This window comes from Streptomyces sp. NBC_01214 (assembly GCF_026340975.1).
Classification (GTDB): Bacteria; Actinomycetota; Actinomycetes; order Streptomycetales; family Streptomycetaceae; genus Streptomyces.
The window spans coordinates 1,405,788-1,430,143 of sequence record NZ_JAPEOS010000001.1; the positions used below are offsets into that span (position 1 = coordinate 1,405,788).

Sequence of the window (24,356 nt, forward strand, 5' to 3'; positions counted from 1 at the left end):
GGCGCCACGGGTTGAGACGGTTCGGTTCGGCGTGATGACGGATCGGCGACCTCAGACCGGGCGATCGTTTCTGCGCGCCTATGAGCATGCCGAGGCCCCTGCTGATCTCAGGTGATCGGTCGTGACTGTCTGTAGGCAGGGGCGTGAAGTTCGAGGGTCACCGACTTGCCGTACTACTCACTCGTGTGGGGCAGCGGAACAGGGCATTAGTAAGACAATCGCCTCAAGGTGGATGAACAGGCACGAATCCACCACCGGAGGTCGATGTGGCGCGACAGCAGACACCCGGGGGAGTGGAACGCTCCCGCATCCGAAGTACCGCCGCGGCGCTCACCTCCCTGACGGCGCTCGCCGCCATGTCGCTCGTCGCCGGTCCCGCGGTGGCCGATTCGGGAGCCGGACCCTGCGCGCTGACCCGCACCTCGGCGCACCACTCCCTCGGCCTGGACACCTGGAACGGCGCCTACCCCAAACCCGTGCGCACGCTCAACGCCGTCATGGTCTTCCTCTCCTTCCCCGACCACCGCAGCGCCCTGACCACCGACCAGATCGTCGGTGACTACTTCCCCGCCACCAGCGACTTCTTCCAGCAGGCTTCGTACGGGCGGTTCCGGCTGGTCCCGCACCCGCAGAAGCAGTGGATCCAGATGCCCAAGCCGTCCACCGCGTACGGGATAAAGCGGGACTGGGCCCCCGGGGACCGGGCCTCCTACCTGCGGGACGCGGTCGCCACCGCCGACGCCCAGGTGGACTTCCGCAAGTACGACGTCGTCTACTTCGTCGCCGACCCGGACGCGCCCGGCGTGGACTCCGACGCCACGAAGGTCGTCAACTTCGAGCACCCGATCGTCGCGGACGGCACGGAACTGCGGCGGATCGTCACCGTCTTCGAGCGCCACCCGCCGGACCGGAACGTGCTCGCCCACGAGACCGGGCACGTCTTCGACCTGCCCGACCTCTACCACCGGCCCACGGACGGCAAGGGCGACTGGGACACCTACGTCGGGGATTGGGACGTCATGGGCAGCCAGTTCGGCATGGCCCCCGACCTCTTCGCCTGGCACAAGTGGAAGCTGGGCTGGCTGGACGCCTCCCAGGTGGACTGCGTGCAGACGGGCTCCTCGCTGCACACCCTGCAGCCGCTGGCCCAGGCCCCGCCGAGCGGCGGAACGGGCGGCACCCGGCTCGCGGTGATCCGTACGGGCCCCGGCAGCGCGATCGCCGTCGAGGCGCGGGGCTCCGCCGGCAACGACGGGGACACCTGCACGGAGGGCGTCCTGGTCTACCGGGTGCGCAACGAAGCGTCGTCGGGCGGCGGCCCGATCGAGGTGCTGGACGCGCACCCGTCGACGGAGGCGTGCTGGGACCGCTCGGTGTACCCGCCGCTGGCGGACGCACCGCTGGAGGTCGGCGAGACGTACACGGTGCCGGGGGAGCGGATCACCATCGAGGTCGCGGACCGCACCCGGTCCGGCGCGTACACGGTGAAGATCACGACCTGACTGCCGGGCGCGCCGCGGGGCGGACCGCGGCGCGCCCCGCCGGACAACGAAGAAGGCCCCCACTTGCGTGGGGGCCTTCTTCCGTCTGTGCGCCGCCAGGGACTCGAACCCCGGACCCGCTGATTAAGAGTCAGCTGCTCTAACCAACTGAGCTAGCGGCGCTTGCTGACGAGGAAGACATTAGCAGGAGGATCGGCGGAACGAAAAATCGATATCCCCAGGTCCGGTCGGTGCGGGGGTGCGGGCCGCCCGTACGAAGGCCCAGAGCAGGGCCTCGGGCCCGGGGAGCCAGGGCTCGCGCGCGTCGGGGGCCACGAGCCACCGGGACTGCCCGGGCGTGGCGGCCAGCGGCGGCACGGTGACGGCGTCGCCCCGGCCGTGGCACAGCGGCGCCGGGGCGGTGCGGGAGCCTCCCCACTCCTCCCACGCCAGGAGGGCCGGCAGCCGGTGCGCGGTGCCGGGAGTGGCGAAGAGCAGCATCCGGCCGCGGTGTACGGCGACCGGCCCGGAGCCGGGGCCCTCGGCCCAGAGCAGGTCGAGGATGCGGCGCCCGAGAACGAGCGGCACGTTGACGACGTCGAAGGGGTCGCCGCAGGGCAGCGTGGCGGGCAGTCCGGGCCGCGCCTCCCACACCGCGAGGGTGCGTCGGGGGTGGGCGGCTCCGGAGGTGAGCCAGGCGGCGCCCTGGTGGGTGACGTGGGTGGCGGGCGCGGTGCGGGTGCGCTCGTCGTGCGCATGGAGGGCGGTGCAGCCGGGAGCCGTCGTCAGCGTCGTCATATGCCACTGTCTACCCGCCGTAGCGGACTAGTATCCGCGAGTTACGAAAAACCGGGACGGCGGGGCCGCCGTCGGAGTATGGTGCGCCCCTCGAACCGCCGGAGGGGTCGGGCGTCCGGCCCCTCCGGCGGTCGATCGAGGAGTTACGGCGTGCCCGTGCCGCGCTGGAGGGTCTCGCCGAATTCGATCATCTTGCGGGCGTAGTCCTCGGTCCACTCGGCCTGTTCGGCGATCAGGGCCGGTGAGAGCCGGTCGAACCGGCGGGGATCCGCCAGCTGGGCCGCCGCCAGGGCTTGGAACTCCACCGCCCGCTCCTGCGCGGCCCGGAAGGCCAGCGTCAGCTCGGTCGCACGGACCAGCAGCTCCTGAGGGTCCTCGATCGACTCCAGGTCGAAGAAGTGCTCGGGGTCCGCCACGGCCTCCGAGGGCTCGAAGAGCAGAGGCGCCGGCCGCAGCCGCCGCTCGGTCCGCTCGTGCTCTGCCATGCGTGTCCTCCTGCTGCGCGTGCGGGGTGATTCCGGGCCACCGTCCATTGTCCAACGCTGCGCAAGACCCTTGCGCGACGGGCTAGAACACCCGTATGGCCGATGGGGCGCACGAGCAGGCCGACGGGCCGAGTGGCGGGAGAGTCGCACAGGCGATCGAGGCGCGTCCCGTCCCGTCCGCATCGTGTTGACCGGCCGTCAGCCACACGCCTCCTCGCGCTGGCGGCCGGTGGGCGGCGCCCTCGGTTACGGCGTACGGGTGCACGCGCACGCCGCGTACGAGCACCCGGTGGGGACCCTGCTCACACCGTGACGGCTTCGGCGGCGCGCCCGGCCGCCAGTTCGGCCACGTCGTCCAGGACCCCGGCGAGCTCGCCCGCGAGCGCCTCCGGGGCCTGGAAGCCCTCGGGGTCGAGCAGCTTGGGGATGCCCGGGATCGCGACGGAGCGCTCGGCGGGCAGCATGCCGAGGCGGGTGAGGATCGGCAGCAGCATCTCGGCGGCCGGGGCGCCGCCGGTGGGGCCGGCGCTGTAGCTGACGATGCCGACCGGCTTGCCCTTCCACTCGTTGTAGAGGAAGTCGATGGCGTTCTTGAAGGGGGCGGTGAAGCCGCCGTTGTACATCGGCAGGACGAAGAGGAAGGCGTCGGCCGAGTCCACCAGGGCGCTCCAGTCGCGGGTGTGCTGGTGCGCGTAGTTGCCGGTGGAGGCGTACTCGGGCTCGTCGAGGAAGGGCAGGGCGATCTCGGCGAGGTCGACGGAGGTGACGTCGAAGCCGCCGCGCTCGCGGGCCTGCTCGGTGACCCAGCGGGCGAGGGGGCGGCCCGCGGAGGTGGGGCGGGTGGCGGCGGAGATGACGTGCAGGCGGGTCATGGTGAGGACTCCCGGTCGGCGTGATCATGGATGTGTCACCTGATCAAACCCAGGATCTGAGTGACATGTCAACTAGATAAGTGATGTGTCACCGACCTGGCTAGAGTGGCGGACATGACCCCCGCACCGGAGCCCGGGCCCCGCTGGCTCACCGAGTCCGAACAGGACGCCTGGTACGCGTGGCGGCGGATGTTCCCGCTGGTCAACGCGGAGATCGCGCGCGACCTCACCCAGGACAGCGGGCTCTCCGAAGCCGACTACGACGTCCTGTCGGTGCTCGGCTCCACGGACGGCCACCGTATGCGCATCAGCGCACTGGCCGAGCTGATGCGCTGGTCCCGCAGCCGGCTGTCCCACCAGCTCACCCGCATGGAGCAGCGCGGCGCCGTCCGCCGCGAGGAGGTGGCCACCGACGGCCGGGGCGCGGAGGTGGTCCTCACCGACGCCGGCATCACCATGATCACGGACGCGGCCCCGCTCCACGTGGAGTCCGTACGCCGCCACCTGATCGACATCCTGACCCCGGACCAGCTGCGCACCCTGGCCGAGGTCGGCGGGGCGCTCCACGCGCACCTGGACACCCGCCGCAAGCCCTGACCCGGCGGCCGTGCAGGCTTTAGATGGTGTATCCGGAGATCCGTACGTGCGTGACGTCCCCGTCCTCGTAGTCGAGCTCGATGCTCACCCCGTCCGCGAGCCGGTGGCCGGCTTCGTCCTTGACGGGCGCGGGACCCGGCAGCTGCGGGTGCGCACAGGCGTCGCCCTCCAGGCAGTACTCCGGGGAAAGTTTCGCCTCGGGATAGGAAGCCCGCAGCCACGCCTCCGCCGCCCCCCGGGGCGCGCGGAAGTCCAGGTCGTACGAGATGCTCATCCACTGGCCCGTCGTGCACTGCCGATCGTGCGTCCCCGCGGGCAGTTCGGCGGCGCGGACGAACCGGGCCGCCTCGTCGCACGGCACGCCCAAGGTGCCGGAGAAGGCCGCCGACACCTGGTACGCGTACCAGCCTCCGAAGGCCAGTACGGCTGTCGTGGCGGTGATCGCGAGCCACATCGTGATGCGCTTGCGTCGTACGGACAACATTGAGAACCCCCTGGTCACATTCACTTGAACATGTTCAAGGATGCGATCGGGGGCTCCCCGGTTCCCTGCCCGCCGACCCTAAGGTCGCCAGGGGACCCGGTGCTCGGCCAGATGGGCGAGGACCGAGTGGTTCGCTTCCCAGCCATCCGGGAATTTGACCGTCACGCCCAGTTGGACCGGTTCCGTCGAGGGATGGTCGTCCAGCAGTTCCGCTATGCCCGCCCGGGCCACCACCACGCACGCGTGCCGGTGCCGCGAGGCCAGCACGCACAGCCGGCCCGTCTCCAAGTGGAAGGCCGTCGCGTCCGGGCGGCCCGACAGCGGGTGCAGGACCACCGTGAGGTCGTACTCGCGGCCCTGGAGCCGGTTCGCGGTGTCCACCGTGACCCCCGAGACCCCGAGCGCGGCCAGCGACGCGCGGACCGCGGCCGCCTGGTCCCGGTGGGCCGTGCCGACCGCGATCCGGTCCGCCGTCAGCGGGGCCGGCTCCGGGGACTGCTCGTCCGAGGTCACCGCCCCGCGGTCCAGGGCCCGGCGGACCACCAGGGCCACCGCCCGCACCGCCTCCGGGTCCGTGCGCGGGGTGTGCCGCGCGGGCAGCTCCAGCAACCCCCAGCCCGCCTCGGCCGCCTCGTCCAGCACCCGGTCCGGGCCCGACCCGTCCGAGGGCACCCCGTACGACAGCCGCCGCTCGCCCGGGCCCGTACCGCTACGGAACTGCGTGTACGGGTAGAAGGCGCGGGACACCAGCGGCGCCGCCGACGCCGGGAGCCGCCAGGACACCGGCAGCCGGTGCTGCGGCAGCTGCGGGTTGTGCGCGAGCAAGGTGCTCACCGCCGAGGCGGAGGGGTCGTAGGACAGGCCCGCCCACTGCTCCGCGCCGACCACGCTGAACGGGTCCAACTGCCCCGGGTCGCCCACGAACAGCGCCCGCTCGAACAGCCCGGCCACGGCCAGCAGCGCGTCCGAGCGCATCTGGTACGCCTCGTCGACGATGGCGTGCTGCCAGGGCTCGACGTCCTTGACGAAGGCCCACTTGGCCGCCGTGGAGATGGTGATCGGCAGCTCCGCGAGGTCCTTCGGTTTGGTCGACAGGGTGACCGAGGGCAGCTCGAGCAGCAACGGGTCGTAGGCGTCCCCGTCACTGCTGTGCAGCCGGCCCACCTTCAGCTCCGGGTCCTTGTCGGCGAGGCGCAGCACCAGGTCGTCGACCTGCGCGTTGGTCTGCGCCACCACCATCAGGCGGCGTCCGGCCGCGGCCAGCTCCCGCGCCGCGCGGACCACGAGCGTGGACTTGCCGGCTCCGGGCGGGGAGTCGACGACCACGCCCCGCTCGGTCCCGTGCAGGGTGTCGGCCAGGATCGCGGCGGTCGCCCGGGCGGCCGCCGCGCCCGGGTCGAAGGGAGCGGTCGTGGTCACAGCAGGTCCTCGTCGGTCACGGTGTCGGGCAGGGGGAGGGCGCCCGCCGATCCCGGCGGGCCGCCGTGCGTCCACGGGGTCTGCTCGGGCTCCGGCAGTTTCGGGCCGCCGCGCGCATCGTGCTCGAAGAGCGTCCAGCAGAGCCGGTCGCCCTTCTCCGGGACCGTCCCCGGCTCGGGGTCCCGGCCGCGGCCCATTTTGTCGAGGAGCCGCAGCACCAGCCGCCCGTCCTCCTCGAAGCGGACGAACCGTGCGCTCTGCGGGCGCCCGTCCAGCGAGCGGAACACCTTCCCGCCGCCCTCGTCGGCGAGCTGCGGGCGGTCCTCCGTCACCACGGTCACCAGCGGGCGCGGGCTCGGCCGCGTCGACTCCGTCCACTCCATCACCACCTCGGTGACCTCACCGGCGAAGGCCTCGCCCGCGAGCCGTCGGCCCGCCATCACCAGGGGGTCGTCCAGGGCCTCCTGGGCGTCGAGCCGCACCTGTTCGGTCTCCCGCGTGGCCAGCTTCTGGGCCGCCGTCACCGCGTCGTCGCGGCGCGGCTGCGGCGGCTCGCCCGCCCGTACCCGGTCCCGGTGGCCGGTGTAGGACCAGCGGTCGCGCGTCCAGCGTTCCTCCGCGCGTTCGCCCGGCGGCAGGGCGCGCAGCAGGTCGATCGCCTCCCACGTCTTCCGCCAGGTGCTCGACAGCTGGGATTCGACCAGCCGGTGCACCTCCTGCTCGGCCGCCCGGACGTGGCGGTCGTCGTCGCCGGGGCCGGCCGCCAGGGCCGTGCGCGCGGCGTCGTAGCGGGCGATGGCGGGGGCCAGCAGCTTGTTGTCGAAGACCGGGTCGGTGGCCGGACCGGCGGGCGGGCACAGCAGCTGGCCGTCCCCGTCACGACCCAGCTCGGCCCGGTGGGCCTCCTCGGCGCCCGAGCGGCCCTCGGGCGGGGCGATCCAGCCCAGGAGCGCGCCCAGGTGCTGGTCCTCCAGGTTGCTCTGGCCGGTGGCCCAGTGCCGGGACAGCAGGTCGGTGGCCGACAGCAGCATCGAGGAGCCGGGCACCCGCGAGCGCTCGGCGAGGTGGGTGAACCAGCGACCGAGCATCGGCACCTGGGAGGGCGCCGGATACGGATTGTCCGGGTCCTCCTCGGCGGTGCGCCGGAACCGCATCGAGCGCCCCAGCAGCCGTACGTACTCGATGCCCGCCCGGCTCGGCACGATCAGTTGCGGCGCGTCCACGCACAGCTCGGTCTCGACCTTGACCCGCTTGCCCGTCTCCGGGTCGGTCTCGCTGCGTTCGGCCGGCTCCACGACGTCCGCGTACGCGTCGATGTGGGCCAGCACCTGTACGGCCAGCTCCGCGAGGAAGGCCCAGCGCCGGTCGCGGTCGCGCGGCTGGGGTATCACGAACACCCGCGGATCGTGCCGGTCGGTGCCGACCACGGCGCCGAGCGGGGCGCCCGCCTCACCGGCCGTGGTCAGCGGCACGAAGACCATCGGGCGCTCGCTCAGGTGACGGTGCCGCACGGTCGCGAGCGGCTGGGCGCGGCCCGCGCGTACGGCCTCCAGCCGGGCCAGGGTGCTCAGCAGGGGCATGCGGGGGTCTCCGGGGCGTGGTGCGGCGGACGGGCGGCGGCCTGTTCCAGGGCCTCGGCGCGCAGCCGGGCGGCGCGGTGCAGGGCGGCGGCGGTCGGATCCTCGGCGCAGCCGGCCCCGGCGGCCGCCGCGAGGGCGGCCTCGACGGTGGTCAGCGCGCCCAGCTCGCCCCGTACCGACCGGCCCAGCGCGGTGACCTGGTCGGCGGCGCGGGCCCGGTCGCGGCAGTGGAAGGCGAGCTCGCAGGCGGCCAGGCACTCGGGGGCGTAGGCGGCGTCGACCGCGGAGACCGCTTCGACGAGTTCCTCGGGGGTGCGCGTCGCCGGGTCGAAGCTGAGGCCCTCGGGCAGGGCGGCGGCCAGCTCCTCGACGCGGGTCAGCCGGTCCAGCTGGCGGCGGGTGACGGAGCGCTCGCGGCGGATGTCGACGGGGGCGGCGGTGGGCAGGTTGGAGAAGTCCTTGGGGCAGACCAGCAGCACGGTGTGCCCGACCACGGCGCCGGGCAGTTTCCCGGCGGTCTTCTCCAGGGCCAGGACGTAGACGGCGGCCTGCCGGGCGGCGGCGCCCACCTTCGCGGCGTCGGCGACGCCGTCGACCATCGGGAACGACTTGATCTCCACGACGGTCCAGCGGCCGTCGGGGTGGACCACGACGGCGTCGGGCTCCAGGTAGGCGGGGGAGCCGGCCACCTCCAGGGCGAGCATCGGGTGGTCCAGCAGCGTCCAGTCCTTCGCCGACGTGGCCTCGCGCAGCGCGAGCGCGGTCCGCGCGGCACGGCCCTCGGGCCCGGCGGCCGTCAGATCGGGCACGCGGGCACCGGCACCGGGCGGCTCGGCGGCCGTGTCGAGGTGCGCGTGGACCAGCCGCAGCAGCTCGGCCCCGCCGTCGCCCTTGACCTTGGCCTCGAAGGAGTTCCCGCGGACCAGGGCGAACTGCGACTGCCCGAAGGAGGCGGGGGCGCCGAGCGCCGAGGCCAGGGCGGTCTTGTCCACGCCGGCGCCGTCGAGCAAGGCGCGTCTGCCGCAGCCGGGATTGGCGGCGAGGGCCGCCAGTGCCCGGGCGTCGAGCGGACGGGGCGGCACGGCGGGGCCGCGCAGACCGGCGAGCCGCTGCCGCAGGGACGTCGGCTGCGCGGGGCTGCTGGGCGGGTAGGAGCTCACCCGCGGAAGTGTCCCATCCGCCACTGACAATCGTGGAGCTAGTGCGGAAACCGGTGGTGGGGGCGGGTGATGGATGATGGACGGACTTCGAACGAACCGGGAGAATTCACATGGCCCCCCGCATCCTGCTGGCCCGCCACGGCCAGACGGCGTGGTCCCAGCTCGGCAAGCACACCGGACGCACGGACGTGCCGATGCTGGAGGAGGGCAAGCTGGGCGCGAAGCTGCTCGGCGAGCGGCTGGCACGTGACCCGTGGCGGGGGCTGCCGGGCGTCGAGGTCCGCACGAGCCCGCTCGTGCGGGCGAGCGAGAGCTGCGACCTGGCGGGCTTCGGCGCCCGGGCCGAGCCGTGGGACGCGCTGATGGAGTGGGACTACGGCGACTACGAGGGCATGACCCCGGCCGAGATCCAGGCCGTGCGGCCGGGCTGGCTGATCTGGCGCGACGGCGTCCCGGGCGGTGAGTCCGTGGCGGACGTCGCGGCCCGTGCGGACGAGGTGGTCGCCTGGGCCCGCTCGTCGGAGCGCGACGTCCTGGTCTTCGCGCACGGGCACATCCTGCGCACGCTGGCCGCGCGCTGGCTGGGCTTCGAGGCCTCCTTCGGTGCCCGCATCCGGCTGGAGCCGACCTCCCTGTCGGTCCTCGGCTGGGCCTATGGCGCGCCGGCGCTGGAACGCTGGAACGACACCGGTCACCTGGACGTTTAGCACTGGCTTCGACGGTTGCCCTGCGGTCGGCTCGGCGGTGTACGGCGCGCCCGGACCCCCACCGGGCTCCGCCCGGACCCGCGCCTCAATCGCCGGCGAGGCTGAAAGTGCGGGCCTGCTCGGCGGTGTACGGCGTGCCCGTATCCCCACCGGGCTCCGCCCGGACCCGCGCCTCAAACGCCGGCGGGGCTGAAAATGCGGGCCCGCGTCTTGATTGTTGGCGGGGCTGAAAATGCGGGCCCGCGTCTTGATTGTTGGCGGGGCTGAAAGTGTGGACCGTGCCTCAAGCGCTGGCGGGGCTTGAATGGGTGGGGTGGATGGGTTGTGCTGTCGGAGCCCTGGTGTGGGGTGGGGACACGTAGGAGGGTCCCCGCAGGACGAGCGCGCAACCCAGGCCGTACGGCAGGACCGCGGCCGTCTGGCGCGAGCCGAGGAGATCCTCGTGCGGGGCACCGCCCCACCCTTCGAAGCCCCGCCGGCGATTGAGGCGACCCCACACTGCCGAGCCCCCCGCAGGGGACCCGGCAGGGCTACCGCCGCGTCAGGAACGCGGCCACGCGGGGCGAGCGTTGGTGGGGGATCAGGGCTTCGGCCGTTTGCGAGAGCATGGACCGGACCCGGGTGGACTGGACCTCGGTCAGCAGGTCCAGCACCCGGCCGCCCGCCCACGCGGCCTCGTCCGGGGCGCCCGCGCGGGCCAGGTCGCCGGCCAGTTCGGCCGTGTAGAGGGCCACGTTCCGCGCGAAGTGCGGGTCCTGGAGGTCGGCGGCCCGCCGCGCGTGCCGGGCCGCCCGGGCGTGCTCGCCCAGCGCCGACCAGCAGCGCGCCTCCAGGAACTCCAGCTCCGCCTGCCCGAAGAACGACATCCACTCGGGGTCGGCGTCCGACTCGCCCCGGGAGAACTCCGTGTGCGCCCGGGTCAGCGCCTCTTCGCAGGCCCTGCGGTCGGCCAGCCCCGCCCAGCCGCCCGCCTCCCGCAGCGCGAGCAGGGACAGCAGGCGCGGGGAACCGAGGGAGCGGGCGGCGCGGCGGCCCGCCTGCGCGGCCCGTACCGCCTCCCGGGAGCGGCCGCAGTCCCGGGCCAGGAAGGCCATGTTGCTGAAGGCGTGCGCCTCCAGGCCCGCGTCCCGCGCGACCCGGGCCGTCGCCAGGGCCTCTGCGTAGTGCGAGCGGGCGTCGTCGAAGCGGCCCGAGTCGTGGGCCAGCCAGCCGACGGAGACGGCCAGTTCACCGGCGCCCGAGTGCAGTCGGTCCTCGGTGGACTGCCGGGTGGCTCCCGCGTCGAGCAGCGCGTAGGCCGTGCGCAGGGGTTCGGCGGCCCGCCGGTACAGGGAGTCGGCGCCGTGCCGGTCGTCCAGGAGGCGGATCTGGCGTACCGCGTCCTCGACGGCGGCCGCCTCGGACTCGCCGGCGCGGTTGGGGAGCCGGCGGGCGTCGCCGAGCAGGGTGAGGCTGAGCGTCGCGGCCGCCACGGTCGCGGAGCCGCCCGCCATGAACGCGCGACGCAGCACGTCGCTCTCCTTGGCACTGGAAGGGGAACGGGGGACGGGGACGGGGACGGGGACGGGGACGGGGACGGAGAGGGGATCGCGCTGGGCCGAGCGGCCTCGGACGCTCTCGCGGGGGGAGAAGCCCAGATCGGCCAGGGCGCGGCCGGGGAACATGTGGAGGAAGACCCGCTCGTAGGCGTAGTTGGGGCAGCGGATTTCGCCGGATTCGACCCGGCCGATGTAGCGCGCGTCGCAGGAAACCGTTTCTCCGATTTCCTTCGCCGCCCGGCGCACCAGGGCCGCGAACTCGGCCGGGGAGTGCTGCCCGCGCAGCTGCCGGAACGTGGAGTTGGGTGAGTGGGGGGACGCCGCCATGGACGTGACCTCTCTGGCAAGGAACGCAGCACCGGTGGTGTGACGGGGGGTCCGGCGCGCACGAAAGTACCGCCAGCGAGGGGGTGTTCATGCAATGTTTGGCTACAAAAGGGATATCTCACCCGCGATCCGCCATGAACTGCCATCCTTTGTGGCGTCTTGCCGCCGCACCCGTTGACGTTCCCGTGCGTTGAACCCATGCGGATCCGGATCGAGGAGGGGTTCCCTTGGTGGAGGGCGGCATGGAGAGCACTGGAACGAGTACCGCGTCCGAGTCCGGCACGGCCCCGGACCTGGACCTGGACCTGGACCTGGTGACCGTCCCCACGCGGCAGGGGCTGGAGGCGGTGGACATCATCCGTCGCGCCGCCAGCCAGGCCGGCGGGGTCGGACCCGTCCTGCACGACGGGTCCGGCGACACCCTCGGCTTCCTCGTGCCGCCCGGCACCGCCGACGCGTGGGACCTGCCGGGCAGCGCGTGTACGCAGACCAACGGGCGCGGCATGCGCTTCGGCGACGCCGCCTCGCCCACTGCGGGCGCCGCGGACGTCACCGGCTGGCTGCTCCCGCCGGAGGCCGTCGGACCGGTCACCGATCCGGACGTGCTGCGGGCGGCGCTCGGCGAGGCGGCCCGGTTGATCGAGGCCGCGGACAACTGCCGCTGAAGCGTCCGGGTCGGGTCCTGCGCCGCCGCCCGTCACAATGGGGTGGTGGCGGGCAAGGACAGGAACAAGGGCAAGCAGCGCGGCCGCGGCAGCGCCGAGGCGGTCGTCGGGCAGGTGGACGGCGGCCGGGTGGAGCTGGAGCCGGACCGGGAGCGGGCCGGGGCCTGGACCCTGCTGATCGACGGGGCCCCGCAGTCGCACGTGGACCTGGACGATCCCGGGTACCTGGACTTCGCGTACCAGCGCCGGATCGGCCACCTGATCGACCTCGTCGCGCCCGCCCGGCAGCCCCTGAACGTGGTGCACCTGGGCGGCGGCGCCTTCACCCTCGCCCGCTACACCGCCGTCTCCCGCCCCCGCTCCACCCAGCAGGTCGTGGAGATCGACGCCGCCCTGGTGGCCTTCGTACGGGAACACCTGCCGCTGGACCCGCAGGCGCGGGTGCGGGTGCGGGCCGTGGACGCGCGGGCGGGTCTGGCCAAGGTCCCGGACGGCTGGGCGGACCTGGTGATCGCGGACGTGTTCAGCGGGGCGCGCACCCCGGCGCACCTGACGAGCACGGAGTTCCTGGACGACGTACGCCGCGTCCTCGCGCCCACCGGGTGGTACGTGGCCAATCTGGCGGACGGTCCGCCGCTGACCCATCTGCGGGGCCAGATCGCGACGGCCGCGTCCCGGTTCACGGAGCTGGCGCTGGCCGCCGATCCGGTGGTGTGGCGGGGGAAACGGTTCGGCAACGCCGTCCTGGTGGCCGCCGACCGCGAGCTGCCCGTCGCGGAGTTCACCCGCCGGGTCGCGAGCGACCCGCACCCGGGCCGGGTCGAGCACGGCCGGGCCCTGGCCGACTTCGCGGGCGGCGCGACGCCGGTCGTGGACGCCTCAGCGGTGGCCTCTCCGCAGCCGCCGCCCTCGGTCTTCCGCTAGGCCGCCCCTTTCGGATCTTGCCGGGCCCGCGACGCCCCGGACGGTCTTCCGCTGGACGGTCGTCCGCCGCCTCAGGGGTCGACGATCTCGACCAGCGGCGGGTGGTCGTGCCAGGTGCAGAACACCGACACCTCACGGCCGTCCCGGGTGAAGGTGACCCGGATCCAGAAGTCCGTCTTCCACACCTGCATCCGCCAATCGGTCGCCGGTGTCGCCGAGACCAGCTCGGCCGAGGAGGCGCCCAGGGAGAAGACGACCCGGCCGCCGGAGACCGGATAGGCCTGCACCTTCCCCGCGTCCTGGCCCGCCCGCTGGTTCGGTCCGGGGGCGGTCGACGGCTTCGGGGACTTCTCCGGGGAGGCCCCCGCGCTCGCCGACGCGTCCGGGGCGGGCGACCCGGAGGGCGACGGGGACCCGGACGGGGACACGGACGAGGAGGGCGACGGGGACGCCTGCGCGCCGTGCGTCGACGAGGACAGCGGACGGTTGGTCAGGGGCACTGCGAGCGGCGGATCGTAGGCCGTTCCCGACATGACGGTGTGCACGCCCCACCACGACAGCGTCACCGCCGCGCCGGTCGCCAGCATCCAGGCCATCGCGTGAAGAAGTCCTCGTCGCATCAAGGCACATACTGCACCACCCGCCACAAGAGTGGCCCGACACCCCGCTGAGTCGCCCGGATGGACTACGGTGCGGGCCATGGCAAGTGTGCTCGTGGTCGAGGACGACCAGTTCGTACGTTCCGCCCTCATCCGGCACCTGACCGAGGCCTCGCACACCGTGCGGAGCGTCGGCACGGCCCTGGAGGCGCTGCGCGAGGTCGCGCACCACCGCTTCGACGTGGTCATCCTCGACCTCGGACTGCCCGACCTGGACGGGTCCGAGGCGCTCAAGATGCTGCGCGGCATCACCGACGTACCCGTGATCATCGCCACCGCGCGCGACGACGAGGCGGAGATCGTCCGGCTGCTCAACGACGGCGCCGACGACTACCTGACCAAACCTTTCTCCGTGGAGCACCTCTCCGCCCGGATGTCCGCCGTCCTGCGCCGCGCCCGGGCCGCCGCCGGGGCCGAACCGCCCTCGCGCGTCCTGCGCGTCGGCGGGCTCGCCATCGACCCGCTGCGCCGCCAGGCCGAGCTGGACGGGGCGGTACTGGACCTCACCCGCCGGGAGTTCGACCTGCTGGCCTTCCTCGCCGGGCGGCCCGGGGTGGTCGTGGCCCGGCGCGAACTGCTCGCCGAGGTCTGGCAGCAGTCGTACGGCGACGACCAGACCATCGACGTCCACCTGTCCTGGCTGCGCCGCAAGCTCGGCGAGACCGCCGCCCGGCCGCGCTACCTGCACACGCTGCGGGGGGTCGGGGTCAAGCTGGAGCCGCCCCGGTGAGCGCGCGATGAGATGGGCGCTCGTCAAGGTGTGCCTCGCGGTCACGGCCATGGTGGTCGTGGCCTTCGCCGTACCGCTGGGCCTCGTCGTCCAGGAGATGGCCAGCGACCGGGCCTTCTCCAACGCCGAACGGCAGGCCGCCAGCATCGGGCCGACGCTGTCCATCACCACCGACCCCGTGCAGCTGCGCAAGGCGGTGGAGTCCACCCAGATGGGCGCCGCCCGGCGGATGGCCGTCCACGTGCCCGCGATCGGCGACAGCCCGCCGGTGGACATCGGCCGGGGCCGGGCCGGGGAGCGCGCCGTCGCGGAGACCCGGCGGATGGGCCGGGGGACGACCGCCTCGGTGCCGGGCGGCGGCTCGGCGCTGCTCCAGCCGACCGCGCTCGGCTCCGGGGACATCGCCGTCGTGGAGATCTTCGTACCGGAGAGCGAGGTCAGCAACGGGGTCGCGACCGCCTGGCTGGTGCTCGCGGGCGTCGGGCTGGCCCTGATCGTCGGCTCGGTCGGGGTCGCCGACCGGCTCGGCGCCCGGCTGGTCCGGCCCGCCGAACGACTCGCGGACGCGGCCCACCAGCTCGGTGAGGGCAAGCTCGGCGCCCGGGTGCCCGAGGACGGGCCGACGGAACTCCGCTCGGCCGCCGCCGCGTTCAACGCGATGGCGGACCAGGTCGTCGAACTCCTCGCCAACGAACGGGAACTGGCCGCCGACCTCTCGCACCGGCTGCGCACCCCGCTGACGGTGCTGCGGCTCAACACGGCCTCGCTCGGTGACGGCCCCGCCGCCGAGCAGACCCGCGCCGCCGTGGAGCAGCTGGAGCGCGAGGTCGACACGATCATCCGTACCGCCCGGGAGCAGCGCCCGGCCACCGGCCCGGGGGCCGGGGCGGGCGCGGGCTGCGACGCCTCCGAGGTGATCCGCGACCGGATGGCCTTCTGGTCGGCGCTCGCGGAGGACGAGGGCCGCGAGGTGCGGCTCGCGGGCGTGGACCGTACGGTACGGATCCCCGTGGCGCGGCCCGAACTCGCGGCCGCCCTCGACGCCATGCTCGGCAACGTCTTCCGGCACACCCCCGAGGGCACCCCCTTCGCGGTGGACGTCCACGACGCCGGCGACGCCGTCATCGTGCTGGTCTCGGACGCGGGCCCCGGCATCGAAGACCCGGACGCGGCCCTGCGTCGCGGCAACGACGGCGGCCGCGACGGGTCGACGGGCCTCGGCCTGGACATCGTGCGGCGGGTCGCGGAGTCGACCGGCGGCGACGTACGGCTGGGCCGCTCGGTGCTCGGCGGGACCGAGGTCCGGGTCTGGATCGGCCTGGACGGGCGGAGTCTCGGCGGCCCCGGCGCGGGGCGGGCCGGGCGCGGCCGACGCGGCAACCGACGTAACCGGGGGCGCGCCTCGCAGGCGTGATGTCGCCGTCTCGGTACGGTCCGCGGCATGGACACCCTGATCTTCGGCGGGCTCCTCGCCACGCTGATCGCCCTGTACCGGGGCGCGTCCCGGACGGTCGTGCTCGGCGCGTGGTGGGCGGTGCTGATCGCCGTCACCCTGCTGACGGCGCACCACATCACCAGCGGCCTCGCCCTGAAGCTGAGCTACTGACCGTGGCCGCGACGATGCACAGCCTCGTGCCCGACGCCCCGCCGGAGAGCGGCCTGCTGGGCCGGGTCCAGTACTGGTTCGCCTGCTCCTTCGCCTTCGGCTGGGCGGCGGTGGTCTGCGCCGGCCTCTACCACCAGTTCGGTCGCGGGGAGATCCCGTGCCCGCTGTGCGTCGTGCAGCGGATGTTCATGCTGCTGGCCGCGCTGGGTGCGGCGTACATCATCCGCGCGGCACTGCTCAGCGGCACCGTGCCGGCCCGCGTCTACATGACGGGTTGGGGGACGTCCCTGGTCGCGGCGATCGGGGGCTCCTTCGCGTCCTGGCGGCAGACCATGCTGCACATCCTGCCGGGGGCCAAGGGGTACGGCAGCGAGGTGTTCGGCCTGCACCTGTACGTATGGGCGTGGATCCTCTTCCAGCTCTCGGTGGTCGCCATCGGCGTCGTCCTGGCCTTCGCCCACATGACGGCCGACCGCGCCGTCCTGGCCGTCCGTCCGGGGCCGCTGCGCACGGCGGGCATGTGCGCGCTGTGGTTCCTGGGCATGGTCATCGCCGTGAGCATGCTGGCGGTCTTCCTCCAGGAGGGCTTCCACTGGTTCCTGCCGGACGGCCCGAACCGGTACCGGTTCTTCTACGATGTCCGGATTTCGGGCTGACCGGTGCCCGGGCTGACCGGTGCCCGGGCGGGCCGGTGCGGCCCGGCCTCCGTTCGACGAATGGATCTCCGCAATGCGCTACGCAGTCCTCGGCACCGGGATCGTCGGCCGTACGGTGGCCGCCCGGCTCGACGGCCTGGGCCACCAGGTGGTCATCGGCACCAGGGAACCGGCAGTCACCCTCGGCCGCTCCGAGTACGCGCAGTGGCAGGAGGCCCACCCCGCGGTCGGGCTGGCCACGTTCGCGCAGGCGGCGCGGGACGGCGAGACCCTGGTCAACGCCACCGGCGGGCAGGCCAGCATCGCCGCGCTGACGGAGGCGGACGCGGCGCACCTCGAGGGCAAGGTCCTCATCGACATCGCGAACCCGCTGGACTTCTCGGGGGGCTTCCCGCCGGTCCTGGACCCGGTCAACGACGACAGCCTGGCCGAGCTGATCCAGCGCACCTTCCCGCGGCTGCGGGTGGTCAAGACGCTGAACACGATGAACTGCCAGATCATGGTGGACCCGGGGCGGGTGGCCGGCGAGCACCACGTCTTCCTCTCGGGCGAGGACGCGGACGCCAAGAAGTCCGTGCGCGAACTGCTGTACGCCTTCGGGTGGCCGCAGGCGAGCGTCCTCGACCTCGGGGGCATCGAGACGGCCCGGGGCACCGAGATGCTGCTGCCCATCTGGCTCCGCCTGATGGGGGCGCTCGGCCACACGGACTTCAACTTCCACATCCAGGGCGCCTAGCCGGGGGCCCGACCCGGACGGGGGCGCACATGTTGCTGCGCCCCCGGCCCGCGCCGAGGGTGGGCGTGACGGAAGGAGCCACGCATGAGAGTCATGCTCAGGGCGCACATGGACACGGCCGCCACCAACGAGGGCATCAAGACCGGCGCGCTGCCCCAGGCGATCAAGACCCTGATGGAGAAGGTGAAGCCGGAGGCGGCCTACTTCGGCCTGCACGAGGGCGTGCGCTCCTGTTGGATGGTCTTCGACCTCCAGGACAGCGCGCAGATGCCGCCGCTGATGGAGGATCTGTTCCTGCAGTTCCACGCCGAGGTCGACGTCGCTCCCGTGATGAACGCCGAGGAGCTGGCGAGGGGCCTGGCGGCGATGAAGGCCTCCTGAGCCCTCAGGAGCCGCTCCAGAGCCGCTCCTGAGGGCTCACCTGCGCCTTCCGAGTACGGCGGAGGCGGTCACCGCCGCGCGCGAGACGGCGAAGGCGGCCCGGTAGCCGTAGGCGCCCGCCAGGGGACCCGATACGGCCGCGGCCAGCGCCTGGCCCGGGATCGGTCCGCTGCCGACCACAGTCATCGCCTCGCCCATCCGGCCAGCCCGATGCCCGCGACGGCGAAGGCGTCCCCCCACGGCCCGGAGACCGCCAGCAGCGGCAGGGCGAGGACCGCCTGCACGGCGATGGTCCACCGCAGCCGGGCGATGAGGTCCGCCGAACCCGGCCGGACGACCGTGACGATGCCGGCGACCGAGCTGGTCACGGCCATGGCGGCCCACACCAGCCCGGCCGCGAGGCGAGCGCGCCGCAGGCCAGGAGCAGCACCGGGCGGTGGCCGCGCCGATCGGCGACCGGCCGATGACCGGGCCGCCGAGGGCCTGGCCGAGCCAGAGCGCGGCGGCCACGGCGCCGGCGTCGCCGATCCCGTCGCGGGTGTTGATGAGCAGGAGCGTTCCGGTGGGGCACAGGAACGCGTACAGGGGCAGGGCACTGCCGCCGAGTGCGAACCCGCGCGGAAACCGGCGCGCGGGCGCGGGGACGGGCTGGGGCACGGATGACCTCCAGCCGCACGCCGACCCACCCGTGTCTGCGACGCACTGCGCTGCCCGTACGGGACTCACCTCCCGGCGGCGGCGGGGCCGGGCCGTGACACCCCCTAGAACGCCTCCTCCGGGTAGGTGCGGAAGCTTCCCTTCCGGGCCAGGCGGGCGTACCAGTGGGCGCTGGAGCGGGGGGTGCGGGTCTGGGTCTCGTAGTCGACCTGCACGATGCCGAAGCGCTTGCTGTACCCGTAGGACCACTCGAAGTTGTCCATCAGCGACCAGAGGAAGTAGCCCTCCACCGGGGCCCCGTCCGCCAGGGCGCGGTGGACGGAGGCGAGGTGGGCCTCCAGGTAGCCGATGCGCTGCGGGTCGTGCAGGTCCGGGGCGTACGCCGCGCCGTTCTCGGTGACCAGCAGCGGCAGCCCGGGCGCCTCGCGGGTGAAGCGCATCAGCAAGTCGTACAGGCCGGTGGGGTCGATCGACCAGCCCATGTCGGTCCGTTCGCCCGGGGGTTGGTGGAAGGCGACCGACTCCGCCGCGGGCCAGGGGGAGTGCGCCGCCGCCCCGTGCCCGTCGGCGCGCGGGCCGTTCCCGTCGGGGGCGGCCGAGACCACCGCCGGGGTGTAGTAGTTCACCCCGAGGTAGTCCAGCGGCTGGTGGATCAGCGCCTCGTCGCCGTGGCGGACGAAGGACCAGTCGGTCACCGCGGCGGTGTCCGCGAGCAGGTCCTGCGGGTAGGCCCCGTGCAGCAGTGGGCCGGTGAAGACCCGGTTGGCCAGCGCGTCGATCCGGCGGGCCGCGTCCAGGTCGGCCGCCGAGCCGGTCAGCGGCCGTACCGCGCTGGGGTTGAGCGCGATGCCGGCCCGGGCCCCGGCCGGCAGGGCCGCCGCGGCCAGCCCGTGGGCCAGGTTGAGGTGGTGGGCGGCGCGCAGCGAGTCGGCGGGGGAGGTGCGGCCGGGGGCGTGGACCCCCGAGGCGTAGCCGAGGAAGGCGCTGCACCAGGGCTCGTTGAGGGTGGTCCAGAGCTCCACCCGGTCGGCGAGCGCCGCCGTGACCTGCTCGGCGTACCGGGCGAAGGCGTAGGCCGTCTCCCGCTCGGGCCAGCCGCCCGCGCTCTCCAGCTCCTGCGGCAGGTCCCAGTGGTACAGGGTCACGCAGGGCCGGATGCCGTACGAGAGCAGCTCGTCGACCAGCGCGTCGTAGAAGCCGATCCCGCCGGCGAGGACCCGCGGCCAGGACACCGAGAACCGGTAGGCGCCGAGCCCGAGCGAGGCCATCAGCCGCACGTCCTCCCGCCACAGCCGGTGGTGGTCGACGGCCACGTCGCCCGTGTCGCCGCCGTGCACCTTGCCCGGCGTACGGCAGAAGGTGTCCCAGATGGACGGTCCGCGCAGGGCCGCGGCGCCCTCGATCTGGAAGGCCGCCGTGGCCGTTCCCCACAGGAACCCGTCGGGGAAGCGCAGTTCCCGCCCGTCGGCCTCCGCGGTCGTGTCCGCTTCCGCTTCCGCGTTCGGGTTCGTGTGCGTGTTCGTCGGGGGTTGGGTCATCCCTTCACCGCTCCTTGCATGATGCCGCCGACGATCTGCCGGCCGAAGACGAGGAACACCAGCAGCAGCGGGAGCGTGCCCAGCAGCGCGCCCGCCATGATCACCGACTGGTCGGGGACGTAGCCCCGGCCCAGCCCGGTCAGGGCCACCTGCACCGTCGGGCTGCCGTTCTGGGTCAGCGCGACGATCGGCCAGAAGAAGTCGTTCCAGGCCATGACGAAGGTCAGCATCCCCAGCACCGCCATCGCGGGCCGGGCGGCGGGGAACACCACGTGCCACAGCACCCGCAGCGAACTCGCCCCGTCCGTGCGGGCCGCCTCCACCAGCTCCATCGGCAGCGCGTGCACCAGGTACTGGCGCATGAAGAACACCCCGAAGGCGCCCACCAGGGTCGGCAGGACCACCGCCTGCAGCCGGTCGGTCCACGACAGCTTCGCGATCAGCATGTAGAGCGGCACCACGCTCAGCTGCGGCGGGATCAGCATCGTCCCGATCACCAGCGCCAGCAGCGGCCGGCTCCCGCGGAAGCGGAGCTTGGCGAAGGCGAACCCGGCGAGCGTGGAGAAGAACACGGTGCCCGCGGCGACCGTGCCCGCCACGATCACCGTGTTCAGCAGGGCGGTGCCCATGTTGGCGTCGGTCCACGCGACCTGGAGGTTGCGCCCCAGGTTCCCGCCGAACCAGAACGGCGGCGGGGTCTGGGCCAGGCGCGTGTTGCTCCGGGACGCCGCGATCGCCGTCCACACGAGCGGGAAGAGCGAGCCGGCCGTGAACAGGGCCAGCACCACGTACGTGAACCGGCCCGCGCGCAGTGACCTCATCGGGAGTCCTTCCGTCCGCGCAGCAGCCGCGCCGCCCCGGCGATCAGCAGCAGGATCAGGAACATCGCCCACGCGATGGCCGACGCCCGCCCGAGGTGCAGGTTCACCCAGCCCTGCTCGTACAGGTACAGCCCGAGCGTCTGGAACTGGTGGTCGGAGCCGCCCGTCGCGCCCGCCCCGCCGTTGAACAGCAGCGGTTCGCCGAACAGCTGGGTCGCCCCGATCGTCGACACCACACAGGTGAAGAAGATCGTCGGCCGCAGCGAGGGCACCGTGACGTGCAGGAACTGCTGGAAGCGCGAGGCCCCGTCCAGCGCGGCGGACTCGTACAGCTCGCCCGGTACGGCCTGCATGGCCGCCAGGTAGATCAGCGCGTTGTAGCCGGTCCACCGCCAGATCACGATGGTGGAGACGGCGAGTTGGGAGGCGAAGGTGCCGTTCTGCCAGTCGACCGCCTCGAAACCCACCGCCGACAGCGCCCAGTTGACCATCCCGTAGTCCCGGCCGAAGAGCAGGACGAAGACGAGCGTGGCCGCCGCGACCGAGGTCGCGTACGGGGTGAGCACCGCGACCCGGAAGAAGGCGGAGCCCCGCAGCCGGTAGTTGAGCAGATGGGCCAGCCCCAGCGCGATCGCCAGCTGCGGCACCGTGGACAGCAGCCCGATGGTCACCGTGTTGCGCAGCGCGTTCCAGAAGAACTCGTCGTCCCACAGCCGGGTGAAGTTCCGCAGCCCCACCCACGTCATGCTGTCGGGATCGGTCAGCTCCACCTGGTGCAGCGCCGCCCAGCCCGTGTAGAGCAGCGGGAACAGCCCGAAGGCGGCGAAGAAGAGGAAGAAGGGCGCCACGAAGGCGTACGGGCTGAAGCGCAGGTCCCAGCGGTAGCGGCGCGAGCGCCACACCTGGCCCGGCCGGCCCCGGCCGCCCCCCTCCGCCGCCGGCCGCTCCGGGCCGACCGCGGAGGGGGACAGCACGGCCGTCTCGTCCGTCACCGGTGCCTCACTGGTCCAGGGCGTTGTCGATCGCCTTCACCGCGGCCTCCCAGCCCTCCTGCGGGCTGCGGCCCTTCTGGTCGACCTGGAGCATCCCGATGTCCGCCAGGTTCTGCGCGATCACCAGGTCCTTCGGGCCGACCACCGTCACCGGTATCCCCTCGGCGGCCTTCGCGAAGATCTCGCCGATCGGGGCGCCGCCGAAGTACGCGTGCTGCGCGCCCGACACCGTCGGCAGCGCGTACGCGGCGCTCGCGCTCGGGAAACTGCCGCGCTTCTCGAAGAGCTTCGCCTGCTGCGCCGGAGCCGTCAGCCAGGCCGCCAGCTTGGCCGCCTCCTCGGCGTGCTTGCCCGCCTTCGGCACCACCAGGAAGGACCCGCCCCAGTTGCTCGGCTTCGGCGCCTGCGCCACGTCCCACTTGTCCTTGCCCGCCGGGCCGGCCTTGTCCTGGATGTAGCCGAGCATCCAGGCGGGGCAGGAGACCGTGGCGAAGGAGCCGTTGGAGAAGCCCTGGTCCCAGGCCGGGGTGAACTGCTGCAACTTGGCGCTCAGCCCGTCCGTGGCGAAGGAGGCCGCCAGGTCGAAGGCCCCGCGCACGGCCGGGTTGGTCTTGTAGACGACCTTGCCCTGGTCGTCGTAGAAGCGCTGGGCGCTGCTCCCGGTGACCGCCGCCATGACGCCCGACGCCGAGTCCACGAAGGACTTCCCCTCGCCGGCCTTCGCCTGGTAGGTGCGGCCCGCCTCCAGGTACTTGTTCCAGTCGCCCGCCCACAGCGCCCCGACCGCCGTCCGGTCGGTGGGCAGCCCGGCCGCCTCGAAGAGGTCCTTGCGGTAGCAGATGCCCTGCGGGCCGATGTCCGTACCGAGGCCGACCGTGGCCCCGCCCTTGGCCGCGGGCGCCGTGCCCTGGGCCCACTTCCAGGGCAGGTACGCGGCCTTGTCCACGCCGGGGACCTTGGCCAGGTCCACCAGCTTGTCGGCCTGGGTGGCGGTGATCTCGGCGATGTTGTTGACCTCGACGGCCTGGATGTCGGCGAGCCCGCTGCCCGTGCCCAGATGGGTGAGGAGCTGGGGGTAGTAGTTCTCGTTCCGCTCGATGGAGGTCTGCTCGATGCGGATCCCGGGATTCTGCGCCATGTACGCGTCGTAGAGCCCGGCCTCCTGGAGTCCGAAGGCCCCGAAGACCCCGACGGTGAGGGTGGTCTGTGCGCCGCCGCCGGACGTACCGGTGGAGGGGGAGCCCTGGTCGGGGCCCTCGTCGGGGTCCTGCGCACACCCCGCGAGCAGCAGGGCCGCGGTTCCGACCGCGGCGACGGTCGTGACGAGGGTTCTTCGGACTCGGGCTCGGGCTCGGACGCGCATGTGCTTCCTCCCAGAAGGACGAAACGTGCCAGGTGTCGTGTGACACAGTGTGGGAGCGCTCCCACAGCCGTCAAGAGGTAGATTCACAACCGGGAGGAAGTCATGAACGGGCACGGGCGCAGTGGGGGACGACCGACCCTGGAGGAGGTCGCGGCGCGCGCCGGAGTCGGGCGCGGCACGGCCTCCCGGGTGATCAACGGATCCTCCAAGGTCAGCGAGCACACCAGGGTCGCCGTCGAGGCGGCCGTGGCCGAGCTGGGATACGTACCGAACCGCGCCGCGCGCGCCCTCGCGGCCAACCGCACCGACGCCATAGCCCTCGTGATCCCCGAGCCGGAGGCCCGCTTCTTCGCCGAGCCCTACTTCTCCGAAGTGGTCCGCGGGGTCGGCGCCGAGCTCGCCGACACCGAGGTCCAGCTCGTCCTCACCCTGGCGGGCAGCGACCGCGAGCGCCGCCGGCTCGCCCAGTACCTGTCCGGGCACCGCGTCGACGGGGTGCTGCTCGTCTCCGTCCACGCCGGGGACCCGCTGCCGGAGCTGCTGGCCGAACTCGGCATCCCGACGGTGATCAGCGGCCGCCGCTCGGCCGCCGAGACCCTGCCCAGCGTGGACTCCGACAACCTGGCGGGCGCGGCCGAGGCCGTGAGCCACCTCCTGGACCGGGGCCGCCGCGCGATCGCCACGATCACCGGCCCGCTGGACGTGTACGGGGCCCAGTGCCGCCTCGACGGTTACCGGAAGGCCCTGGCCGAGGCCGGACACCCCGTCGACGAGCGGATGATCGCGGTCGGCGACTTCACCGAGGAGGGCGGCCGGCGGGCCATGCGGGCACTGCTGGAGCGCCACCCCGGGCTCGACGCGGTCTTCGCCGCCTCGGACGTCATGGCGGCGGGCGCCCGGCGGGAGCTGCGCGCGGCCGGCCGCCGGATCCCGCGGGACGTGGCGCTGGTCGGCTTCGACGACTCGGTGGTCGCCCGGCACATGGACCCGCCGCTGACCAGCGTCCGGCAGCCGATCGAGGAGATGGGCCGGACCATGACGCGGATGCTGCTGGACCGGATCGCGGGGGAGCGGGGCGAGGCGGCCGCCGTGCTGCCGAACCGGCTGGTGGTCCGGGAGTCGTCCTGACGGCCCCGGCCGGGGGCCGGGGGAAGGCCCCGGTCGTGCAGAAGGCCCCGGT

27 protein-coding genes, 1 tRNA gene and 1 pseudogene are annotated in these 24,356 nt (G+C 73.4%); 13 read left to right on the plus strand and 16 right to left on the minus strand.

The window, feature by feature from the left end:
- Positions 1 to 266: 266 nt before the first annotated feature.
- The gene (locus tag OG594_RS06695; protein ID WP_266596137.1) at positions 267 to 1,502 is read left to right on the plus strand and encodes a M6 family metalloprotease domain-containing protein; all 1,236 of its coding nucleotides are present in this window, start codon (positions 267 to 269) and stop codon (positions 1,500 to 1,502) included.
- An 88-nt stretch (positions 1,503 to 1,590) separates the two neighbouring features.
- Here the strand turns inward: OG594_RS06695 and OG594_RS06700 are convergent.
- From OG594_RS06700 to OG594_RS06710, 3 genes and pseudogenes are all read right to left on the minus strand, one after another.
- A tRNA-Lys gene (locus OG594_RS06700) sits at positions 1,591 to 1,664 on the minus strand.
- Positions 1,655 to 2,279: pseudogene (locus OG594_RS06705) on the minus strand (hypothetical protein). Before OG594_RS06705 ends, OG594_RS06700 begins: the two are co-directional and overlap by 10 nt.
- Positions 2,280 to 2,422: 143 nt before the next feature.
- Entirely contained in the window at positions 2,423 to 2,764 is a 342-nt protein-coding gene (locus OG594_RS06710; RefSeq protein ID WP_266596139.1) for a hypothetical protein, read from the minus strand.
- Between the two features lie 184 nt (positions 2,765 to 2,948).
- Between OG594_RS06710 and OG594_RS06715 the strand changes: the two genes are divergently transcribed.
- The gene (locus OG594_RS06715; RefSeq protein WP_266596141.1) at positions 2,949 to 3,077 is read left to right on the plus strand and encodes a hypothetical protein; all 129 of its coding nucleotides are present in this window, start codon (positions 2,949 to 2,951) and stop codon (positions 3,075 to 3,077) included.
- On the opposite strand, the gene OG594_RS06720 is transcribed toward OG594_RS06715, so the two are convergent.
- Positions 3,067 to 3,636, minus strand: coding sequence for an NADPH-dependent FMN reductase (locus OG594_RS06720; protein WP_266596143.1), 570 nt, complete (start codon positions 3,634 to 3,636; stop codon positions 3,067 to 3,069). The genes OG594_RS06715 and OG594_RS06720 overlap by 11 nt on opposite strands.
- Positions 3,637 to 3,750: 114 nt before the next feature.
- On the opposite strand from OG594_RS06720, the gene OG594_RS06725 reads away from it, so the two are divergent.
- Positions 3,751 to 4,233: a MarR family winged helix-turn-helix transcriptional regulator gene (locus OG594_RS06725; protein ID WP_266596145.1), complete on the plus strand. Its 483-nt coding sequence runs from the start codon at positions 3,751 to 3,753 to the stop codon at positions 4,231 to 4,233.
- A gap of 19 nt (positions 4,234 to 4,252) precedes the next feature.
- Here the strand turns inward: OG594_RS06725 and OG594_RS06730 are convergent, their stop codons facing one another.
- The 4 genes from OG594_RS06730 to OG594_RS06745 all read right to left on the minus strand — a co-directional run bounded on the left by OG594_RS06730 (position 4,253) and on the right by OG594_RS06745 (position 8,876).
- Entirely contained in the window at positions 4,253 to 4,717 is a 465-nt protein-coding gene (locus OG594_RS06730; protein ID WP_266596147.1) for a hypothetical protein, read from the minus strand.
- Between the two features lie 78 nt (positions 4,718 to 4,795).
- On the minus strand, positions 4,796 to 6,136 hold the full coding sequence (locus tag OG594_RS06735; protein ID WP_266596149.1) for an AAA domain-containing protein: 1,341 nt from the start codon (positions 6,134 to 6,136) through the stop codon (positions 4,796 to 4,798).
- Positions 6,133 to 7,716: a hypothetical protein gene (locus tag OG594_RS06740; RefSeq protein WP_266596151.1), complete on the minus strand. Its 1,584-nt coding sequence runs from the start codon at positions 7,714 to 7,716 to the stop codon at positions 6,133 to 6,135. Before OG594_RS06740 ends, OG594_RS06735 begins: the two co-directional genes overlap by 4 nt.
- Positions 7,704 to 8,876, minus strand: a complete 1,173-nt coding sequence (locus tag OG594_RS06745) for a hypothetical protein (protein WP_266596153.1) — start codon at positions 8,874 to 8,876, stop codon at positions 7,704 to 7,706. Before OG594_RS06745 ends, OG594_RS06740 begins: the two co-directional genes overlap by 13 nt.
- A 110-nt stretch (positions 8,877 to 8,986) precedes the next feature.
- On the opposite strand from OG594_RS06745, the gene OG594_RS06750 reads away from it, so the two are divergent.
- Entirely contained in the window at positions 8,987 to 9,583 is a 597-nt protein-coding gene (locus OG594_RS06750) for a histidine phosphatase family protein (RefSeq protein ID WP_266596155.1), read from the plus strand.
- 530 nt (positions 9,584 to 10,113) lie between these two features.
- Here OG594_RS06750 and OG594_RS06755 read toward each other — a convergent pair.
- Positions 10,114 to 11,448 (minus strand): tetratricopeptide repeat protein, encoded by a 1,335-nt coding sequence (locus OG594_RS06755; protein ID WP_266596157.1) that lies wholly within the window; start codon positions 11,446 to 11,448, stop codon positions 10,114 to 10,116.
- 242 nt (positions 11,449 to 11,690) lie between these two features.
- Between OG594_RS06755 and OG594_RS06760 the strand changes: the two genes are divergently transcribed.
- Positions 11,691 to 12,113 (plus strand): hypothetical protein, encoded by a 423-nt coding sequence (locus OG594_RS06760; RefSeq protein ID WP_266596159.1) that lies wholly within the window; start codon positions 11,691 to 11,693, stop codon positions 12,111 to 12,113.
- 45 nt (positions 12,114 to 12,158) lie between these two features.
- Positions 12,159 to 13,037 (plus strand): spermidine synthase, encoded by an 879-nt coding sequence (locus OG594_RS06765; protein ID WP_266596161.1) that lies wholly within the window; start codon positions 12,159 to 12,161, stop codon positions 13,035 to 13,037.
- Positions 13,038 to 13,108: 71 nt separating this feature from the next.
- On the opposite strand, the gene OG594_RS06770 is transcribed toward OG594_RS06765, so the two are convergent.
- A complete protein-coding gene (locus OG594_RS06770; RefSeq protein WP_266596163.1) occupies positions 13,109 to 13,657 on the minus strand; it encodes a hypothetical protein in 549 nt (182 codons plus the stop codon).
- A 79-nt stretch (positions 13,658 to 13,736) separates the two neighbouring features.
- Between OG594_RS06770 and OG594_RS06775 the strand changes: the two genes are divergently transcribed.
- The 6 genes from OG594_RS06775 to OG594_RS06800 all read left to right on the plus strand — a co-directional run bounded on the left by OG594_RS06775 (position 13,737) and on the right by OG594_RS06800 (position 17,805).
- Positions 13,737 to 14,426 carry a response regulator transcription factor gene (locus tag OG594_RS06775; RefSeq protein WP_030010722.1) on the plus strand — a complete coding sequence of 230 codons (690 nt, stop codon included), beginning with the start codon at positions 13,737 to 13,739 and terminating at the stop codon, positions 14,424 to 14,426.
- A 7-nt stretch (positions 14,427 to 14,433) separates the two neighbouring features.
- Positions 14,434 to 15,840, plus strand: a complete 1,407-nt coding sequence (locus OG594_RS06780) for a HAMP domain-containing sensor histidine kinase (protein WP_266596166.1) — start codon at positions 14,434 to 14,436, stop codon at positions 15,838 to 15,840.
- A gap of 27 nt (positions 15,841 to 15,867) precedes the next feature.
- Positions 15,868 to 16,032: a DUF5993 family protein gene (locus tag OG594_RS06785; protein WP_189737231.1), complete on the plus strand. Its 165-nt coding sequence runs from the start codon at positions 15,868 to 15,870 to the stop codon at positions 16,030 to 16,032.
- 2 nt (positions 16,033 to 16,034) lie between these two features.
- Entirely contained in the window at positions 16,035 to 16,688 is a 654-nt protein-coding gene (locus OG594_RS06790; protein WP_266596170.1) for a disulfide bond formation protein B, read from the plus strand.
- 73 nt (positions 16,689 to 16,761) lie between these two features.
- Complete coding sequence (locus OG594_RS06795) at positions 16,762 to 17,424, plus strand: NADPH-dependent F420 reductase (protein WP_266596172.1); 663 nt, start codon at positions 16,762 to 16,764, stop codon at positions 17,422 to 17,424.
- Between the two features lie 84 nt (positions 17,425 to 17,508).
- Positions 17,509 to 17,805 carry a hypothetical protein gene (locus tag OG594_RS06800; RefSeq protein ID WP_266596174.1) on the plus strand — a complete coding sequence of 99 codons (297 nt, stop codon included), beginning with the start codon at positions 17,509 to 17,511 and terminating at the stop codon, positions 17,803 to 17,805.
- Positions 17,806 to 17,841: 36 nt separating this feature from the next.
- On the opposite strand, the gene OG594_RS06805 is transcribed toward OG594_RS06800, so the two are convergent.
- The 6 genes from OG594_RS06805 to OG594_RS06830 form a co-directional block, all read right to left on the minus strand.
- The gene (locus tag OG594_RS06805; RefSeq protein ID WP_266596176.1) at positions 17,842 to 17,991 is read right to left on the minus strand and encodes a hypothetical protein; all 150 of its coding nucleotides are present in this window, start codon (positions 17,989 to 17,991) and stop codon (positions 17,842 to 17,844) included.
- Positions 17,988 to 18,179, minus strand: coding sequence for a hypothetical protein (locus OG594_RS06810; RefSeq protein ID WP_266596178.1), 192 nt, complete (start codon positions 18,177 to 18,179; stop codon positions 17,988 to 17,990). Before OG594_RS06810 ends, OG594_RS06805 begins: the two co-directional genes overlap by 4 nt.
- 387 nt (positions 18,180 to 18,566) lie before the next feature.
- Complete coding sequence (locus tag OG594_RS06815) at positions 18,567 to 20,000, minus strand: GH1 family beta-glucosidase (RefSeq protein ID WP_266596180.1); 1,434 nt, start codon at positions 19,998 to 20,000, stop codon at positions 18,567 to 18,569.
- A complete protein-coding gene (locus OG594_RS06820; RefSeq protein ID WP_266596182.1) occupies positions 19,997 to 20,821 on the minus strand; it encodes a carbohydrate ABC transporter permease in 825 nt (274 codons plus the stop codon). The genes OG594_RS06815 and OG594_RS06820 overlap by 4 nt, the downstream gene beginning before the upstream one ends.
- A complete protein-coding gene (locus OG594_RS06825; protein WP_266602681.1) occupies positions 20,818 to 21,723 on the minus strand; it encodes a carbohydrate ABC transporter permease in 906 nt (301 codons plus the stop codon). Before OG594_RS06825 ends, OG594_RS06820 begins: the two co-directional genes overlap by 4 nt.
- Positions 21,724 to 21,820: 97 nt before the next feature.
- Positions 21,821 to 23,176: an ABC transporter substrate-binding protein gene (locus OG594_RS06830; RefSeq protein ID WP_266596184.1), complete on the minus strand. Its 1,356-nt coding sequence runs from the start codon at positions 23,174 to 23,176 to the stop codon at positions 21,821 to 21,823.
- Positions 23,177 to 23,278: 102 nt separating this feature from the next.
- On the opposite strand from OG594_RS06830, the gene OG594_RS06835 reads away from it, so the two are divergent.
- Positions 23,279 to 24,304 (plus strand): LacI family DNA-binding transcriptional regulator, encoded by a 1,026-nt coding sequence (locus tag OG594_RS06835; protein WP_266596186.1) that lies wholly within the window; start codon positions 23,279 to 23,281, stop codon positions 24,302 to 24,304.
- Positions 24,305 to 24,356: the final 52 nt, after the last annotated feature.

Excerpts from the sequence above, each read along its gene's own strand:
- OG594_RS06810 (WP_266596178.1), bottom strand. The coding sequence starts at position 18,179 with ATGGCCGTGACCAGCTCGGTCGCCGGCATCGTCACGGTCGTCCGGCCG.
- OG594_RS06800 (WP_266596174.1), top strand. The coding sequence starts at position 17,509 with ATGAGAGTCATGCTCAGGGCGCACATGGACACGGCCGCCACCAACGAG.
- OG594_RS06830 (WP_266596184.1), bottom strand. The coding sequence starts at position 23,176 with ATGCGCGTCCGAGCCCGAGCCCGAGTCCGAAGAACCCTCGTCACGACC.
- OG594_RS06750 (WP_266596155.1), top strand. The coding sequence starts at position 8,987 with ATGGCCCCCCGCATCCTGCTGGCCCGCCACGGCCAGACGGCGTGGTCC.
- OG594_RS06730 (WP_266596147.1), bottom strand. The coding sequence starts at position 4,717 with ATGTTGTCCGTACGACGCAAGCGCATCACGATGTGGCTCGCGATCACC.
- OG594_RS06720 (WP_266596143.1), bottom strand. The coding sequence starts at position 3,636 with ATGACCCGCCTGCACGTCATCTCCGCCGCCACCCGCCCCACCTCCGCG.
- OG594_RS06780 (WP_266596166.1), top strand. The coding sequence starts at position 14,434 with ATGAGATGGGCGCTCGTCAAGGTGTGCCTCGCGGTCACGGCCATGGTG.
- OG594_RS06770 (WP_266596163.1), bottom strand. The coding sequence starts at position 13,657 with ATGCGACGAGGACTTCTTCACGCGATGGCCTGGATGCTGGCGACCGGC.
- OG594_RS06805 (WP_266596176.1), bottom strand. The coding sequence starts at position 17,991 with ATGACTGTGGTCGGCAGCGGACCGATCCCGGGCCAGGCGCTGGCCGCG.
- OG594_RS06820 (WP_266596182.1), bottom strand. The coding sequence starts at position 20,821 with ATGAGGTCACTGCGCGCGGGCCGGTTCACGTACGTGGTGCTGGCCCTG.
- OG594_RS06815 (WP_266596180.1), bottom strand. The coding sequence starts at position 20,000 with ATGACCCAACCCCCGACGAACACGCACACGAACCCGAACGCGGAAGCG.
- OG594_RS06755 (WP_266596157.1), bottom strand. The coding sequence starts at position 11,448 with ATGGCGGCGTCCCCCCACTCACCCAACTCCACGTTCCGGCAGCTGCGC.
- OG594_RS06760 (WP_266596159.1), top strand. The coding sequence starts at position 11,691 with ATGGAGAGCACTGGAACGAGTACCGCGTCCGAGTCCGGCACGGCCCCG.
- OG594_RS06710 (WP_266596139.1), bottom strand. The coding sequence starts at position 2,764 with ATGGCAGAGCACGAGCGGACCGAGCGGCGGCTGCGGCCGGCGCCTCTG.
- OG594_RS06835 (WP_266596186.1), top strand. The coding sequence starts at position 23,279 with ATGAACGGGCACGGGCGCAGTGGGGGACGACCGACCCTGGAGGAGGTC.
- OG594_RS06740 (WP_266596151.1), bottom strand. The coding sequence starts at position 7,716 with ATGCCCCTGCTGAGCACCCTGGCCCGGCTGGAGGCCGTACGCGCGGGC.
- OG594_RS06725 (WP_266596145.1), top strand. The coding sequence starts at position 3,751 with ATGACCCCCGCACCGGAGCCCGGGCCCCGCTGGCTCACCGAGTCCGAA.
- OG594_RS06795 (WP_266596172.1), top strand. The coding sequence starts at position 16,762 with ATGCGCTACGCAGTCCTCGGCACCGGGATCGTCGGCCGTACGGTGGCC.
- OG594_RS06775 (WP_030010722.1), top strand. The coding sequence starts at position 13,737 with ATGGCAAGTGTGCTCGTGGTCGAGGACGACCAGTTCGTACGTTCCGCC.
- OG594_RS06785 (WP_189737231.1), top strand. The coding sequence starts at position 15,868 with ATGGACACCCTGATCTTCGGCGGGCTCCTCGCCACGCTGATCGCCCTG.